Annotated in this window: 13 protein-coding genes; 11 read left to right on the forward strand and 2 right to left on the reverse strand. The window is 60.4% G+C overall.

Features of this window, described 5'->3' with window-relative positions:
• Nucleotides 1-88: 88 nt before the first annotated feature.
• The gene (locus AC3RLQ_RS13690; RefSeq protein WP_493037944.1) at nucleotides 89-2,131 is read left to right on the forward strand and encodes a carbon starvation CstA family protein; all 2,043 of its coding nucleotides are present in this window, start codon (nucleotides 89-91) and stop codon (nucleotides 2,129-2,131) included.
• A gap of 155 nt (nucleotides 2,132-2,286) precedes the next feature.
• On the opposite strand, the gene AC3RLQ_RS13695 is transcribed toward AC3RLQ_RS13690, so the two are convergent.
• Both AC3RLQ_RS13695 and AC3RLQ_RS13700 read right to left on the reverse strand, forming a co-directional pair.
• A complete protein-coding gene (locus AC3RLQ_RS13695; protein ID WP_493037946.1) occupies nucleotides 2,287-2,766 on the reverse strand; it encodes a hypothetical protein in 480 nt (159 codons plus the stop codon).
• Between the two features lie 220 nt (nucleotides 2,767-2,986).
• Nucleotides 2,987-3,208 (reverse strand): hypothetical protein, encoded by a 222-nt coding sequence (locus AC3RLQ_RS13700; protein WP_493037948.1) that lies wholly within the window; start codon nucleotides 3,206-3,208, stop codon nucleotides 2,987-2,989.
• A 105-nt stretch (nucleotides 3,209-3,313) separates the two neighbouring features.
• Between AC3RLQ_RS13700 and AC3RLQ_RS13705 the strand changes: the two genes are divergently transcribed.
• From AC3RLQ_RS13705 to AC3RLQ_RS13750, 10 genes are all read left to right on the forward strand, one after another.
• Nucleotides 3,314-4,591 (forward strand): PQQ-binding-like beta-propeller repeat protein, encoded by a 1,278-nt coding sequence (locus AC3RLQ_RS13705; protein ID WP_493037950.1) that lies wholly within the window; start codon nucleotides 3,314-3,316, stop codon nucleotides 4,589-4,591.
• A gap of 87 nt (nucleotides 4,592-4,678) precedes the next feature.
• Nucleotides 4,679-4,924: a hypothetical protein gene (locus AC3RLQ_RS13710; RefSeq protein ID WP_493037951.1), complete on the forward strand. Its 246-nt coding sequence runs from the start codon at nucleotides 4,679-4,681 to the stop codon at nucleotides 4,922-4,924.
• Between the two features lie 716 nt (nucleotides 4,925-5,640).
• Nucleotides 5,641-7,119, forward strand: a complete 1,479-nt coding sequence (locus AC3RLQ_RS13715) for a SulP family inorganic anion transporter (protein WP_493037953.1) — start codon at nucleotides 5,641-5,643, stop codon at nucleotides 7,117-7,119.
• Nucleotides 7,120-7,319: 200 nt separating this feature from the next.
• Nucleotides 7,320-9,047: a biosynthetic-type acetolactate synthase large subunit gene (gene ilvB / locus AC3RLQ_RS13720; protein ID WP_493037955.1), complete on the forward strand. Its 1,728-nt coding sequence runs from the start codon at nucleotides 7,320-7,322 to the stop codon at nucleotides 9,045-9,047.
• Between the two features lie 38 nt (nucleotides 9,048-9,085).
• Nucleotides 9,086-9,892: a DNA-methyltransferase gene (locus tag AC3RLQ_RS13725; protein WP_493037957.1), complete on the forward strand. Its 807-nt coding sequence runs from the start codon at nucleotides 9,086-9,088 to the stop codon at nucleotides 9,890-9,892.
• Nucleotides 9,889-10,434 (forward strand): acetolactate synthase small subunit, encoded by a 546-nt coding sequence (gene ilvN / locus AC3RLQ_RS13730; RefSeq protein ID WP_422316128.1) that lies wholly within the window; start codon nucleotides 9,889-9,891, stop codon nucleotides 10,432-10,434. The genes AC3RLQ_RS13725 and ilvN overlap by 4 nt, the downstream gene beginning before the upstream one ends.
• A 399-nt stretch (nucleotides 10,435-10,833) precedes the next feature.
• On the forward strand, nucleotides 10,834-12,138 hold the full coding sequence (locus AC3RLQ_RS13735; RefSeq protein WP_493037960.1) for a glycosyltransferase family 4 protein: 1,305 nt from the start codon (nucleotides 10,834-10,836) through the stop codon (nucleotides 12,136-12,138).
• A 34-nt stretch (nucleotides 12,139-12,172) separates the two neighbouring features.
• Nucleotides 12,173-12,586, forward strand: a complete 414-nt coding sequence (locus AC3RLQ_RS13740) for a Minf_1886 family protein (RefSeq protein ID WP_493037962.1) — start codon at nucleotides 12,173-12,175, stop codon at nucleotides 12,584-12,586.
• Entirely contained in the window at nucleotides 12,583-15,150 is a 2,568-nt protein-coding gene (locus AC3RLQ_RS13745) for a M16 family metallopeptidase (protein ID WP_493037964.1), read from the forward strand. Before AC3RLQ_RS13740 ends, AC3RLQ_RS13745 begins: the two co-directional genes overlap by 4 nt.
• An 843-nt stretch (nucleotides 15,151-15,993) precedes the next feature.
• Nucleotides 15,994-16,473, forward strand: coding sequence for a peptidylprolyl isomerase (locus tag AC3RLQ_RS13750; RefSeq protein WP_493038725.1), 480 nt, complete (start codon nucleotides 15,994-15,996; stop codon nucleotides 16,471-16,473).
• Nucleotides 16,474-16,551: the final 78 nt, after the last annotated feature.

The following is a 16,551-nucleotide window of genomic DNA, read 5'->3' on the forward strand; positions in this document are numbered from 1 at the left end:
CTTTCTGAGACCGTTGTAGTCCGTCTTTCCTCCCTTAAATTCCCTGTCCAAATCCAGTTGCAGCGCAACTGGACAACTTTCACAGACCATGCCCAAGCCCCTCCAAGTCCTCATCTGGATCGCCATCTCCCTTCTCGGAGCAGGCTCCGTCGCATTCTCCGCGCTGCACAAAGGTGAAACCATCAATGCCCTGTGGCTCGTCGTGGCGGGCTTGTGTTCATTCGCGGTCGCCTATCGCTTTTACAGCAAGTGGCTCATCACCAAGGTGCTCGTGCTCGACAAACACCGCGCCCCGCCCTCGGTGACGCACAAGGACGGCAAGGACTTCGTTCCGACCAACAAGTGGGTCGTCTTCGGCCACCACTTCGCCGCCATCGCCGGTCCGGGCCCTCTCGTCGGCCCCGTGCTCGCAGCCCAGTTTGGTTACCTGCCCGGCATGCTCTGGATCTTGATCGGTGCCACCCTTGGCGGCGGTGTGCATGATGCCATCGTCATGTTTGCCTCCATCCGCCGTGGCGGCAAATCCGTGGGCCAGATGCTCAAGGAAGAAGTCAACCCCGTGGTCGGTTTCGTGGCCATGGTCTCCGTCCTCGCCATCATGACCATCCTGCTCGCCGTGCTCGGCCTCGTGGTCGTAAAGGCACTCGCAGAAAGCCCTTGGGGCCTGTTCACCATCGTCATGACCATCCCGCTGGCCTTCATCATGGGCTTTGGTCACACCATCTTTGGCGTCAGCGTGCGCAACATCACCATCTTCGGCATCGTCGGCCTGCTGGTCAGCGTGTGGGCGGGCAGCAATCTCAAGGCCTGGGGCATCGAACACTTCTTCGACTACAAGGGCGAGACCATCGCGTGGTCCATCATGATCTACGGCTTCGCCGCCTCCGTGCTCCCCGTGTGGATGCTCCTCGCCCCGCGCGACTACCTGAGCACCTTCATGAAGATCGGCACCGTGGCCGTGCTGGCCGTGGTGGTCATCTGGGTGGCTCCTGATTTGCAGATGCCCAAGCTCACCAAGTTCGTGGACGGTACCGGCCTCGTCTTCCTCGGCAGCGTGTTCCCGTTTGTCTTCATCACCATCGCCTGCGGCGCCATCTCCGGCTTCCACGCCCTCATCTCCTCCGGCACCACTCCGAAGCTTCTCGACAATGAAGCCGACATCCGCAGTGTGGCTTACGGCGCGATGATCACCGAAATGCTCGTCGCCCTCATGGCCCTCGTGGCCGCCTGCGCGCTGCAACCCGGCGAATACTTCGCCATCAATGCCGGCATCAACAAAACCATGGCGCCCACCGAAGTCGTTGGCGTCATCTCCAATGCGGGATTCCCCGTCACCGTCGCAGGCATGGAGAAACTGGCCGCCGACATTGGCGAAAAGACCATGTTTGGCCGCGTCGGTGGAGCCCCCACCTTTGCCGTTGGCATGGCGCAGATGTTCGCCCGCGCCTTTGGCCCGGCGTGGATGTCCTTCTGGTATCACTTCGCCATCATGTTTGAGGCGCTGTTCATTCTGACCACCATCGACGCCGGCACGCGCGTGGGCCGCTTCATCCTGCAAGACTTCCTCGGCGGCATCTGGAAACCGCTGGGCAACACCCGTAGCCTCCCCGCCAACGTCTTCGCCAGCGCCCTGCTCGTCGCAGCCTGGGGTTACTTCCTCTATCAGGGCGTCGTCGATCCCCTCGGCGGCATCAACACCCTCTGGCCTCTCTTCGGCATCGCGAATCAACTCCTTGCCGTCATCGCCTTCTGCCTCGGCACCACCATCCTCATCAAGATGGGCAAAGCCCGCTACCTCCTCGTCACGGTGATCCCCCTGGTCTTCCTCATGAGCGCCACCTTCGCCGCCGGCTACATCAAGCTCTTCGACAAAGACCCGCGCATGGGCTTCATCGCCGGTGCAAAAATGTATGGCGACAAACTCGCCAAGGGTGGCACTCCCGTCGAAATGAAAACCTGGGCAGCCCAGCAGTTCAATTTCAACGTCGACACCGCCGTCACCGCCTTCTTCCTCCTCGCCGTCGCCATCATCTTCTTCGGCTGCCTCGCCGAATGGATCAAGCTCCTCAGCGGCTCCAAGAAAGTCGTGCTCAACGAAGAGCCGTACGTGGCGCTGCCGGAGGGGGTGTGATCAAACCACGCCACGTGAGACGGGCTGTCAGCCCGTCCACCCAGCGCCATCGCACACACACCGTCTTCACACCGCGCGTCAGCCCTCCTGAAGTACGGTTGCGAAGGGAGGAACGACCGCAGCCACCGCTTTCGCGAACCGCCGAACGCCCTTCGTCAGAGCGTCACCATCGACTTGGGCCGCAACACTTTCAAAATCTGGCCCTTCTGATCAAAGTCCACATAAAGCATGTACGAAGGGCTATACTCTTCAGACAGAACTGCAACACCAATGACAAGACGGTAAACCTTGTCTCCCGCGCCCGGATACCTGCCACGATTGTCCGCGTAGTGTGTGTCACCCACCCCCAATAGCCCGGGATAGTCAAGGATGCTGGCCCCCTCAACAATCAAAGGGAGCAGCTTCGGGATGCGCTCTCTTGCTGTGTCCAAGAGTTTCATGGCAGCTTTCCGCCTGACATCCGACAGATCTCCCTTCCTGACAGCCTCAAACGCACGAAGCAGCGCTGACGGTGATGACAGTCCATCCAGCAGCTTTGTGACCTCGGTGATCTGCGTGGTTGTCGGTGGCTCCGCCATGGTCTGGCATGCGAAGACCAGCAATGCTGCGGCAACGATTACGGCGACACGACTCATGGCGTTGGGCTCGACGGTTTGTTAACCACAAAATCATGCTTCAGCTCATCAACGCAAGCATTAAGAGCCCGCGAAAGCGGTGTAGCGCCCAGGCTTACCGCAGGCATTGATTCGCTAGAGCTCACCCCTTCGGGGCAGCCTGCGGCTGGGCACTGATGCCGTTCGGCAGCGTGCGTTCCAGCGGCTGGCACATACTCGCTCTCATCGTATCTCAACGACATCAGGCGGCGGCGATGATGCGTTGGATATTGGATCGATCCCCAGGTATGAAACGCCCTGCCGCCGCTTCATCAAGTCGCGTTTGAACGTGGGGCGGTGCCTCAGACTCTTCACTCATCCAGCGCAAAAACGCCTGACGCGCGACTTCATCGACGTCCTTATAACCCTGAGCCACTTGGCGCTGAATGAAGGCTTCAATGGGCCCGGTGAGCGTGACTTGCATGGTGTCATTGTTTAGGCTCAGGAGATCTAGGTCAAGCGTCACCGAAGCCTCAAACCGCGTCTTTTTTTGATCGTCACGCGCTCCAGCCTTCGTATGAAGCGCCACATGATTTCCAAAAACGCCCTCCTCTCCGCCGCTGGTCTTGCGCTGGCTGTCACTTCATCCGCCGCCCCAACCGCACCGACCGCCCCCGGCTGGCCTGAGTTCCGCGGAGCCGCCGCGCAGGGCCACTCAGACGCCAAGAACCTGCCGCTCACCTGGAGCCCCACCTCGCATATCGCGTGGATCGCACCCGTCGCAGGCATTGGCTGGTCCTCGCCCGTGGTCGCGGGCACCCGCATCTTCCTCACTTCGGCAGTCTCTCTCAGCGGCAAGGAAGAGGCCACCGCCGACCGCTCTCTGCGCGTCATCTCGCTGGACGCCAGCAACGGCAAGCCCGTGTGGGACGTGGAGCTCTTCCAGGCCAAGTCCCCACGCGCCCATCGCAAAAACAGCCACGCCAGCCCGACGCCGGTCTTTGAAGACGGCAAGCTCTACATCCACTTCGGCCACCTCGGCACCGCCTGCCTGGACGCCGCCACCGGCAAGACGCTCTGGAGCACGCAGGAGTTCGCCTACTCACCCGTGCACGGCAACGGCAGCAGCCCAGTCCTCTTCGAAGACCTCCTCATCTTCAATGCCGATGCCGAGACAGAGCCCAAGGTCATCGCGCTCGACAAAACCACCGGCAAAATGCGCTGGACCTTCGCCCGCCAGTCCGAAGCCAAAAAGAAATTCTCCTTCTGCACCCCGCTCCTCATCGACGTGGCCGGCCAGAAGCAGCTCATCACACCCGGCAGCGGCGTGGTCAACGCGCTCAATCCCAAGGACGGCACCGAAATCTGGCACTTCAACTACGATCAGGGGTACTCCGTCGTCCCGCGCCCGATTTACGCGCATGGCATGATCTACCTCTCCAGCGGCTACGACAAACCCGTGCTCTACGCCATCAAAGTAGATGCCTCCTCCAAGGGCGACGTCACCGCCACCCACCTCGGCTGGACCATCGACAAAGCCGCCCCGCACAATCCCAGCATGGCCGTCATCGGCGATGAACTCTATTTCGTGGCCGACAACGGCATCCTCACCTGCGCCGACGCCAAGACCGGCGCCATCCACTACTCCGAACGCTGCACCGGCCCCATCTCCGCCTCCCTCCTCGCCGCCGACGGCAAGCTCTACCTCCAGGACGAAAAAGGCCTCGGCATCGTCGTCAAACCCGGCAAGACCTTCAGCATCCTCGCCACAAACGACCTCGGCGAACGCAGCCTCGCCTCGTATGCCGTGATCGGTTCGGATCTCTTGATCCGCACCGAGGGGAATCTGTACCGGGTGAAGAAATAAGCCGGATGGGGGGATACCCCTGGCGGGAGGAAAAAGGCCTGCGTGTTATACTGGAGCCTCGTCGGCCCCAGGCCATCTTCCTGCCGCATGCTCGAAGAACTCATCGGCCACGTCATCGTCTTTACAGTCCGTGTTGTGGACAGCTTATTGGGGTTGTTTGGGGTGCTACGTCTGGGCTCGGAGAGAATGGCGGAAAACTCACGCGTGGGAGAATCGCCGATGGAAGCCGAGTCCCGCCGGTGGTGGGACAGGCTCTTCAACCGCTGGTTCTGGCACAGCCTTTTGCTTCTGGGAATCGCCGCAGCACTCGGAGTGAGTTGGGAGTGGTGGTGAGGGAATCACAGGCGTCTCGCCTGCTGCATCCGGCATGGCTTTGTGTCTTGTACTAGCCAGTGCTTTTGCAAATCAAACGAAGTCCCATGCCATCGGAAAAAAAGCCTGATGTTCACCGCACCAAGGACGGCGAACCTTTTTGAGTGCCTGCGACGCGACAGACCCGAAATCTCGGACCCGCAGCAGCGGTTCCCTACCATCCCTTTGCGTGAGCCGCCCCCTCAGGGCTGGTAGGGACGCGTTGTGCGCGTCCGTAGATTCCTTCGTCCCAGCGCGGGCTGCTTTCCTCTTCACTCTCCCCCTTTCCAAAAACTCCCACCTCACGACCTGCCACAGCCCCCCGCATCTTTCCTCCAGGGTACATTCTTCTATTTACGAAGACACTTTCTAGCCACCATCCATTCGCAGACGATCTGAAGCCCGAATCGCGGCTTGCGCCTCGGTTTCATCTCCCGAGTGTCGGCACCCTGAAGCTCGTACAATCCATTTCCCCACCCCTCCGCAAACTGACGCCGCCGTAGAGCGCGCTGATGCGGCACCTTGCGTTCCGGCGGGCTTGCGTGCCCTGCGGATTAGCGCTTTCGCGTTTCATTCACTCTCTCTGGCATCAGCCCCACGGGCGGTGCTGCACGCTGCTTGTCCCTCGGCACACGGGCCGTGGGGAGCCTCGCTTCTTCCGTGATTCTCTGTCGGTTTTCCCCTTCTCGTCTTCGCTCATGATTTCCAAATCCCTCTCTCATCAATGGTTCTCCAACGTCCGTGGCGACCTGCTCGCCGGGCTTGTCGTCGCTCTCGCCCTCATCCCGGAAGCCATCGCGTTCTCCATCATCGCGGGGGTGGATCCCAAGGTGGGGCTGTACGCCTCGTTTTGCATCGCGGTGGTCACGGCCATCTTTGGGGGCAGACCCGCCATGATCTCCGCCGCCACGGGTGCCATGGCCTTGCTCATGATCACCCTCGTTAAAGAGCACGGGCTGCAATACCTTCTGGTGGCCACGCTGCTCACGGGCGTGATCCAGATCATCGCAGGCCTGGCGCGCGTCGGAGATGTGATGCGCTTTGTCTCAAAGTCCGTGATGACCGGTTTCGTCAATGCGCTGGCCATTCTCATCTTCATGGCCCAGCTCCCGGAATTCAAAGGGGCGGGCCTGCTGATGTATGGCATGGTCGCCGGTTCGCTGGCCATCATCTACCTGCTGCCACGGTTTACCAAAGCGGTGCCCTCACCGCTGGTGGCCATCATTGTGATGACGATCCTCGCCATCCTGCTGAAGCTCGACGTGCGCCGCGTGGGTGATCTCGGCTCTCTGCCAGATGCGCTGCCCGTCTTCCTCTGGCCGCAGGTGCCATGGACGCTGGAGACGCTGTGGATCGTCCTGCCCTACTCCGTGGGCCTGGCCGCCGTGGGGCTGCTGGAGTCCCTCCTAACCGCGCAGATCGTGGATGAACTGACCGACACGACCAGCGACAAAAACCGCGAGTGCAAAGGCCAGGGCCTGGCCAACATCGCCGCCGGGCTCTTCGGCGGCATGGCAGGCTGCGCCATGATCGGCCAGTCCGGCATCAATGTTCGTTCCGGTGGTCGTGGGCGACTCTCCACCTTCGTTGCCGGCGTGTTTCTCCTCATCCTGCTGGTGGTGCTGGGCCCCTGGGTGAAGCAGATCCCCATGCCCGCGCTGGTGGCGGTGATGATCATGGTCTCCATCGGCACCTTCTCCTGGGCCTCCTTCAAGAACATGCGGCGGCACCCGCGCAGCTCCAGCATCGTCATGCTTTCCACCGTCGTTGTCGTGGTGTACACGCACAATCTCGCCCTCGGCGTGGGGGTGGGCGTGCTCCTCAGCGCCCTGTTCTTTGCGCGGAAGGTGGGGCAGCTCCTGCGCGTGAGCAGCACCCGAGAAGGCGCTTGCCGCACCTACACCATCACCGGGCAGCTCTTCTTTGCCTCGGCGGATGCCTTCGTGCGCGAGTTCGATTTCAAAGAGGAAGGCCTGACCAGAATCATCATCGATGTCAGCCACGCCCACTGCTGGGACCTCACCGCCGTCTCCGCCCTGGACAAAGTGGTGCTCAAATTCCGCCGCGAGGGCAAGGAGGTGGAAGTCCTCGGCCTCAACGAAGCCAGCGCCACCCTCGTGGAGCGTCTGGCCATCCATGACAAGCCGGACCCTCTGGAAGAATCGCTCTCCCATTGATTCGATCCTTCGGCCAAAAAGCGCGATTTTCACAACCCGAAGCACTCAACAATCGGTCTTTTGTGCTAAAAATGAACGTTTTTGAAACAATCAGAGCAATAAACAGCTCATTTTAGCTTCGAAAGCACAAACTTTGAATTGCCTTTTTCCAATTCAATCGCATTTTCACCCTCTAAATCGCAATTTTCACCCAAACCATCATGAGCCAGCAAAAAATGGACGGCGCGCAGGCGCTCATCAAAACCCTCGCAGATCTCGGCATCGAGTATGTCTTCGGCTACTCCGGTGGCGCAGCCATCCCGATCTTTGACGCGCTGCAGACCGTGAAGACGGACATGAAGTTCGTCCTCGTCCGCCATGAACAGGGTGCCGTTCACATGGCTGACGGTTACGCCCGCGCCACCGGCAAGCCGGCCGTCGTTCTCGTCACCTCCGGCCCTGGCGCTGGCAACACCATCACCGGCCTCATGACCGCGCAGATGGACAGCGTTCCGATGATCGTCCTCTGCGGTCAGACCGTCAGCTGGATGCTGGGCAAGGACGCCTTCCAGGAGGCCGACATCTTCAACATCACGTGCCCGGTCGTTAAGCACAACTACCTGATCAAGAGCTCCAATTCGCTGCCCCGCATCGCCAAGGAGGCCTACCACATCGCCACCACGGGCCGCCCGGGTCCGGTTCTGATCGACATCCCGAAGGACTTCAGCCAGGGCCCCTTCACCGGCACGTTTGACGAGCCGATGGACCTGCCCGGTTACCATCCCGAAGACAACTTCAAGATTGATCAGGCTAAAATTCAAGAAGCCGCCCGCCTGATCGCAGGTGCCAAGCGCCCCGTGATCCTCGCCGGTCAGGGCGCCATGATCGCCCGTGCCGACAAGGAACTGCTGATGCTGGCTGAAACCCTCGGCTGCCCGGTCACCACCACCCTGCTGGGCAAAGGCGTCTTCCCGGAAACGCACCCGCTGTCCCTCGGCATGCTGGGCATGCACGGCACCGCTTATGCGAACAAGGCCATCGTCGAAGCCGACCTCATCTTCAATGTCGGCTCCCGTTTCGATGACCGCATCATCGGCAAGCCGAACATGTTTGGCCGCAACGCCAAGCTCATCCACATCGACATCGATGCGGCGGAGTTCCACAAGATGATCAAGGTGGACGTCGCCATCAAGGGCGATGCCAAGGCCGCGCTGAGCGATCTCCTTCCCTTGGTCGAAAAACTGCCCACCGAAGACTGGCTGGCCACACTGGACGGTTACAAGAAGAAGTTCCCCCTCTCTTACAAGAAGCAGGGCGGCCTCCGCATGCAGCAGGTCATTGATGAACTCTACACCCTCACCAAGGGCAAGGCCATCATCTCCACGGACGTCGGTCAGCACCAGATGTGGGCGGCGCAGTTCTACAAGAACGACGAAAGCTACCACTGGCTCAGCTCCGGCGGTGCCGGCACCATGGGCTTCGGCTTCCCTGCAGCCATCGGTGCGCAGCTCGCCTGCCCGGACAAGCTGGTCGTCTCCATCTCCGGTGACGGCGGCTTCCAGATGACCCTGTTTGAACTGGCCACCGCCGCCATCCACAAGCTGCCCATCAAGATCCTCATCCTGAACAACAGCTACCTCGGCATGGTCCGTCAGTGGCAGGAGCTCTTCTTTGAGAACCGCGAGAGCGGCGTCGATCTCATCGGCAACCCGGACTTCGTCAAACTCGGCGAAGCCTACGGCATCAAAGGCTGGCACATCCGCCGCCCTGCTGATGTGGAGCGCGTCCTGCAGCAGGCCCTCGACTACAATGACGGCCCCTGCATCATCGAAGCCGAGTGCATCAAAACGGAGAACGTCTTCCCGATGATCCCCGCCGGTGCCGCACTGGAAGACATGATCACCGAAGCGCCGAAACAGCGCATGGAAAAGCCCACCGGTTCGACCTAATCACGTAAGCGCACTCGCCAGAGTGCGGCGAAGGCTCGATGAAATCCAACCGCATCATCCACGGCGACGCCCTCACGGAACTCAAAAAGCTCCCTGCGTCCGTCGCCCAAGCCATCATCGCTGATCCGCCTTACTTCAACGTTCTCGAAAATGAAGCCTGGGACACGCAATGGAAAACTGCCGCCGACTACCTCGCCTGGTGCGATGAGTGGGTGGCGGAATCCATGCGCGTCCTGCGCGACGACGGCCTCGCCTTCATCTTCGGCCAGCTAGGCAAACGCGAGCACACCTTCCTCCACCTCATGTCCCGACTCAGTCAGCAGCACCAGTTTCACGATCTCATCATCTGGGATCGTGCGGTGGGCTATGACGAGCGCCGCGACAGCTTCACCCCGCAGTACGAGATGATCCTCGTGCTAAGGAAAAGCGATGACGTGAAGTTCAACAAGGACGCCGTGCGCATCCCGTATGATGCCGCCACCATCGAGCTCTACCTCCGCGACAAGCGCTACAAGGACAAAGACGCCCGCCGCGCCCACCTCGAAAGCGGCAAGTACGCCACGAACATTCTCCGCGTGCCCAGCCTCAAAGGCATCTCCAAAGAAAAGTGCGGCCACCCTTCGCAGAAGCCGCTCAACCTCATCGACAAACTCATCGCCTGCTCCACGGACGCCGGCGACCTCGTCATCGATCCCTTCCTCGGTTCCGGCACCACCGCAGCGGCGGCCAAGAAGCTCAAACGCAAATGGCTCGGCATCGAGAAAGACGCCAATTACTTCAAGATCGCCAAGCGCCGCCTTTCCGCCAAAGCACCAATCACCAAACGTAAATCATCCATCCCATGAGCGAACGCATCCCCGCCACCACCGACAAAAAGCCAGCCCTGCAGGCTGACATCATCAACATCCACACGCTGAGCGTCATGGTGAACAACCAGCCCGGCGTCCTCGGCCGCATCTGCGCCGTGTTCAGCCGTCGTGGGTTCAACATCGAGTCCCTCGTCGTCTCCCAGACGCGTGATCCCCGCTTCAGCCGCATGACCATCGGCATCAGCGGTCATCCGGAAGGCCTGCACCAGATCATCATGCAGGTGAACAAGCTCATCGACGTCATCCACTGCGTTGAGCACACCGACCGCGACGCCGTTTCCAAGGAAATGGTGCTCATCAAGGTCGCCGCCACCGCCGCAGAGCGCACCGAGATTCTCCAGATCATCGAGCACTACAACGGCAAGACCGTCGACCTTCAGGAAGACAGCCTCATCGCCCTGATCAGCGGCAACAGCGACAAGCTCGACGCCGCCGTCCGCCTGCTGACCAAGTTCGAGATCGTCGAAACCGTCCGCACCGGCAAAGTCGTCATGGCCCGCGGCCTGACTGAGACCTGACCGCTGCGCAGCAATGCCCCATGTTGAATGAAGCCAGAACGCCCTCGCCGGAGTTCTGGCTTTTTCATGATTCGCTCAGGATGTTTGGCACTGCCGCACCTTGGCTACCCGTCTGTGAGCATCTAGAGAGCGCAGCGCCATACAAGCGCCCTCGGAGTCGGGCGGTTTGGCGAAGAGGTCTTGGGGAGGTGAAAAGTCCAGGACGCCAAACACACCCAACCCACGACGGGAGCCGCCCATGGCCTCTTTGAGGCATGCCAAAAAAATCCCTTTGCCTAACGCCTGTCCCCGACGAAATCGGAATGACGAACCGGGTCCCGCCAGCGTATCCCTCTCCAGCTCTGGCAGCTGCCCTCCTTCCAGCTTCGTCATTCTGATTTCGTCATTCGTCATTTTCCCATGCGCATCCTGCACCTCACCCCCGGCACCGGCAATTTCCACTGCGGAAGCTGCCTGCGTGACCATGCGCTGATCAAGGCCCTGCGCGTGCGCGGCCATGATGCGCTCATGGCACCGCTGTACCTGCCGCTGGTCACGGACCGTGAGTTTGGCTCGCAGGAGCTGCCCGTGCAGATCGGCGGCATCTCGTTGTTTTTGCAGCAGAAGTTCACCTGGTTTCACAAGCTGCCGCGCTTCTTCCACAACTGGATCAACAAGCCCGACTTCCTCCGCAGAGCCTCCAAGCGCATGGGCATGACCAGCGCCAAGGTGCTCGGTGAAATGACCTTGGGAGCGCTGCTTGGCGCCGAAGGCCGCCAGTGGGGCGAGTGGCACAAGCTCCTTGAATGGATCCGCGCCCACGGGAAATTTGATGTCATCTCCTTGTCCAACAGCCTGCTTACCGGTCTGGCTCCCGCATTGGAAAAAGAACTGGGCATTCCCGTCATCTGCTCCCTGCAGGGAGAAGACAGCTTCCTGGACACCCTGCCGGAACCCTACCGCGCCCAGTGCTGGGAGGCCATGCAGCGGAATGCACGGAGCGTTCGCACCTTCATCGCCCCCAGCCGCTACTACGCCGACCTGATGCGCGAGCGCCTGGATGCAAGCACTGCGCAGATGAAAGTGATGCCCAATGGCATCGACACCACCGCCTTCACCACCTCGTCTCCCGACCCAAACTGGCCCACAATCGGCTACTTTGCCCGCATGATCCACGGCAAGGGTCTTACCACCTTGGTGGATGCCTTCATCGACCTGGCCAAACGCGGCACCGTGCCGCGCGTGAAACTGCGCATCGGCGGAGCCAAAACGCCCATCGACGAAAAATATGTGGCCGGCCTGCAGCGCAAGATCAAGGCCGCCGGGCTGGAGAAACGCGTGGAGTGGCACCCCAATGTCAGCTTCAAAGACAAGGTGCATTTCTTCCACGACCTCACCGTCTTCAGCGTTCCCGCCACCTACGGCGAAGCCTTCGGACTGTACGTCATTGAGGCCGCCTCCAGCGGTGTCCCCGTGGTGCAGCCTGACCACGGTGCCTTCCCGGAACTCATCGCCGCCACCGAAGGCGGCGTGCTTTGCAAGCCCGACGACGCCAAAGCGCTGGCCGATGCCCTCGAAGCCCTGCTCAACGACGATGAGCAGCGCGAGAAACTCTCCAAAAACGGAATTTCCCGCGTCCGCCAGGAATTCAGCGCCACCCGCATGGCCGAGCGCTTCGAAGCCATGCTGCAGGAAGCCGTGGCCACAACCCAAGCCGTGCGTTGACCCTGCCCTTCTCCGCTCCAATGTTCGTCCGCCCATGACTTCCATCACCTTTGGCGAGGCCGTCCGGCGCTCGTTTCAAAAAGACCCCCGCTACCACCCGGCCGCCTACGAACTGGTGCGCGATGCGCTGCACATGGCCGCCAAAAAATTCCGCGACGAGAACGCCGAGGACCAGCACGTCAGCGGTCAGGAACTGCTCGCAGGTTTCCGTGACTATGTGCTCCAGGAATACGGCCCCATGTCCACCATCATTCTCGATCAATGGGGCCTCCAGCGCGGAGAAGACGTGGGCAACATCGTCTACAACCTGATCGACTGCGGCTACTTCGGCAAAAATGACGGAGACAGTCTCGAAGACTTCTCTGGCGGCTACGACTTCGAGCTCGCCTTCACCACCCCTTTCCTCCCTGCCTCGCTGCGTGAAGAGCGCGAGAAAAAATCCTCATGAAAAAAGTTCTCGCCCGTGCTGCGTCTGCCAAAGCAGCCTCCCTTTCCGTCCCCTCCCTGGATGCCAGCGTCACCACATTGCCCAATGGCCTGGAGGTCATCGTCCGGGAAGACCATGCCCACCCGCTCGTCAGCGTGCAGGTGTGGATCAAGGCCGGCAGCATGCATGAGGAGCAGCACACCGGCGCAGGCATCGCGCATTGCGTGGAGCACATGCTTTTCAAAGGCACGGAGAAGCGCAACCCGGCGCAGATTTCCCAGGGCATTCAGGCACTGGGCGGCTACGTCAACGCCTACACCTCCTTCAACCGCACGGTGTACTGGATCGACGGCCTTGCCGAGCACGCGGGCGGCTATCTCGACATCCTCGCGGACATGATCCGCCATTCGAAATTCGATGCCGATGAACTCACACGCGAAAAAGAAGTCATCCGCCGTGAGATGGCCATGGATAACGACGACCCCGGCAGCACGATCCAGCATTTGATGCAGGCCACCGCCTTCCGCCAGCATCCGCTGCGCCACCCCATCATCGGCCATCGTGAAGTCTTCGATCAGATCACCCGTGCCGATGTGTACGGTTTTGTGCAGCGTCACTACGTGCCCAACAATGCCTTCATCGTCATCGCTGGGGATGTCGATACCGCCGCCGTGCTGGAAACGGTGCGCAGCTTCTTTGGCGACTGGCAGCGCCGTGCTTTTGATCCCGTGCTGCTGCCCGCCGAACCGCCCCAGCATGGCAGCCGCTCCGCCGCCAAAAACTTCACCACCGAACTCACACGCATCGCCCTCGGATGGCAGATCCCCGGAGAAAACCATGCGGACAAACCAGCCCTCGACGTACTGGCCTTCCTGCTGGGCTCCGGCCGCAGCTCACGCCTCTACCAAGAATTGCGCGAGAAACGCAGCCTCGCCCATTACGTCTGGGCCGGTGCCTGGTGCGCACCGGAGGTCGGGCTCTTCAGTGTCGAGGCCGAATGCAATCCCGCCGATGCTGACAAGCTGAAGAAGGGCATGCTCGAAGTGATTGCCACCCTGCAAAAAACAGGACCGGGCCGCGCCGAGCTCCAGAAGGCCGTGTGCGCCACGCTCAGCGGTCAGATGCGCACGCTGAGCACCGTCAAAGGACAGGCAGGCAGCCTTGGCAACGGCTGGCTGCTCTCCGGCTCGCTCGACTACCAGCGCCAGTTCCTCAAAGCCATCTCAGCCCTCACGCCGGAAGTCATCCGCAATGCTGCACGGCGCTACCTGACCCCTGAAGCCATGAGCACCGTGGTCGTGGGCGATGATGTCGAGGCTGACACCAAGTCCAAATCCACCGCCGATTCCGCACGACCAGACATCCAGCGCTTCAAACTCAAAAACGGTCTCATCCTTCTTGTGGGAGAGAATCCGCGTCTGCCTCTCATCAGCGTGCGCACCAACTTCCTCGCCGGTGTTTTGGCCGAAACCGACCTCTCCGCCGGTGTGACGCAGATCTCCGCGCAGATGCTGCTCAAAGGCACCAAGAAACGTGCTGCGGCGGAGATCGCTTCCGAACTCGAAAATCGCGGTGGCAGCCTCATCTGCTCTGCGGACGCGCACCGCTACATGATCGGTGCTGATGTCATGCGTGGCGATGAAACCGACGCGCTGGATCTCGTGGCCGATCTCATCCTCAATCCTGCCCTGCCTCAGGCCCAGCTGGCCGAGGTGAAAAAGCGCCAGATCGCCAACATCCTCGAAGAGAAGGAAGACCCGCTCACCGTCGCCATGCGCAAAGCACGGCGTGAAATCTTCGCCGGCCAGCCCTTTCACCGCACCGCGCTCGGCACCGAGCAATCTGTGGCCGCGCTGAAGCTCACCGACTGCCGCGCCATGCTGCATGCCAGCTTTGCCACCGGCAACGGCGTCATCTCCGTCTTCGGCGATGTGAAGGCCTCTGTGATCAAAGCGCAGGTGGAAAAAGCCTTCGCCAAACTGCCACGCGGCAACCGCCAGATCGCCATGGGCCGTGAGTACCATGCCAGCGCCAAACCCGCCGCCTGGACCGAACATCTCGACAAAGAGCAGGCCGTCATCGTCGTCGGCTTCCGCACCGTCGGCCTTGAAGATCGTGACGTGCATGCGCTCAATCTCATTGATGAAGCCTGCAGCGACATGGGCAGCCGTTTGTTCAACCGCATCCGCGAAGAGCTCGGCCTCGCCTACTATGTCGGCGCGCAAAACTTCGCCGCTATGGGCGCAGGTGCTTTCTATTTCTACGTGGGCACTGATCCCAAAAAAGTGAAGCTCGCCGAGAAGGAGCTCATGGCGCAGATCAATGACCTCGCCGACAACGGCCTGCATGCCGATGAGATTGACCGCGCACGTGTCACGTGGCGTTCCTCCTGGCTGCGTGCCCAGCAGGGCAACACCGGCATGGCGGACGTCTGCGCATGGAATGAAATCAACGGCCTCGGCTGGGATCACTTCCAGAAGCTCCCCGGCATCATGGCCGACATCAGCTCCAAGGAGATTCAGCGCGTCGCAGCGAAGTACTTCGGCGAGAAGAAATCCTTCATCGTGCGCGTGCTGCCGAAGTAGCACCAGCCTCCCGGCTTGTGTGCCTGTCAGCGCATTTCATTCACATCCGCTGCATCGTGTGTGAGCCTTGGCCCTCTGCCAGTGCTCACGCAAATTTCCACCGCAGATGAAGGACCATGCCCGCCTTCGGACATTAATTTTAATTTTCTGAATTTCCCCGCCAAACTTGGCCCGACGGCTGCTCTATCAATCACTCAGTTGGGGCGCAAGCTTCACAAATATTTCTCGGGTTCGCCTGAGGAAACACACAACGAGCTGGGGAGTCGCTTCATGGTTGGGACTCCTTGGTCACCTAAAGGCCCGGAAGGATTTTGGTTGGGTCCTTCCGGGCCGAGTTGTTTTCAGACACTGGGTGGCAGGAGGATTAGCAGTCCCCCACTGATTGGCTGCCTTTGAATTCCTTTTGTGACGCGGTCCCATACTTTCTGACCGGGAATTTGTTTAATCAGCAGAAAATGCGCAGGTCTGGCCCGCTGGCTGCTCTATCAAACACTCAGTTGGGGCGCAAGCTTCACAAACATTTCTCGGGTTCGCCTGAGAAAACACACAACGAGCTGGAGAGTCACTTCATGGTTGGGACTCTCTGGTCACCTAAAGGCCCGGGAGAATTTTGGTTGGGTTCTCCCGGGCCGAGTTGTTTTCAGGCGGCTGCAAGACCGCCGCCGCCGAGAGATCCGATTTTGACCATTGCAAATCAAGCCCTTCGTGGCTCATTCCCCTCCCTACCAACCCACTATGAAATCAATCGCACCGACTCTTGCCGCTCTCGTGATCACGTTTGCTGGTCTGACCGGAACATCCCAAGCCCAAACCGTGAGTGACGCCAAACCAGTAAAAATCGTGATGGAGACCTCCAAAGGCACCATCGAACTCGAACTCGACGCCGCCAAGGCTCCCATTTCTGTCGCCAATTTTGTGAAGTATGTGAAGAAAGGCTTCTATGACGGCCTGATCTTCCACCGCGTGATCCCTGACTTCATGGTGCAGGGCGGCGGCTTCACCCCCGACATGCAGCAGAAGGAACCGGACGGCCAGATCGAAAACGAAGCCAAGAACGGCCTTAAGAACGTCAAAGGCACCCTCGCCATGGCCCGCACGCCCAACCCACACAGCGCCAGCTCGCAGTTCTTCATCAACCTGAAGGACAACAGCTTCCTCGACTATCCTGGCCAGGATGGCTGGGGCTACTGCGTTTTTGGCAAGGTGAGCAAAGGCATGGAAGTCGTTGAAGCCATGGCCGCCGTCGCCACCGGCCGCAAAGGTCCCCACGGTGACGTTCCAGTGGAACCGATCATCATCAAGAGCGCCAAGATCGCTGAGTAATCAGCGTCAGCTCTTAACCGCCAAACTTCAATGCCAGCCGGGAAATCGGCTGGCATTTTTTATACTCCCAGCAGTCCG

The organism is Prosthecobacter sp. GW821-HT29F12 (assembly GCF_058803405.1).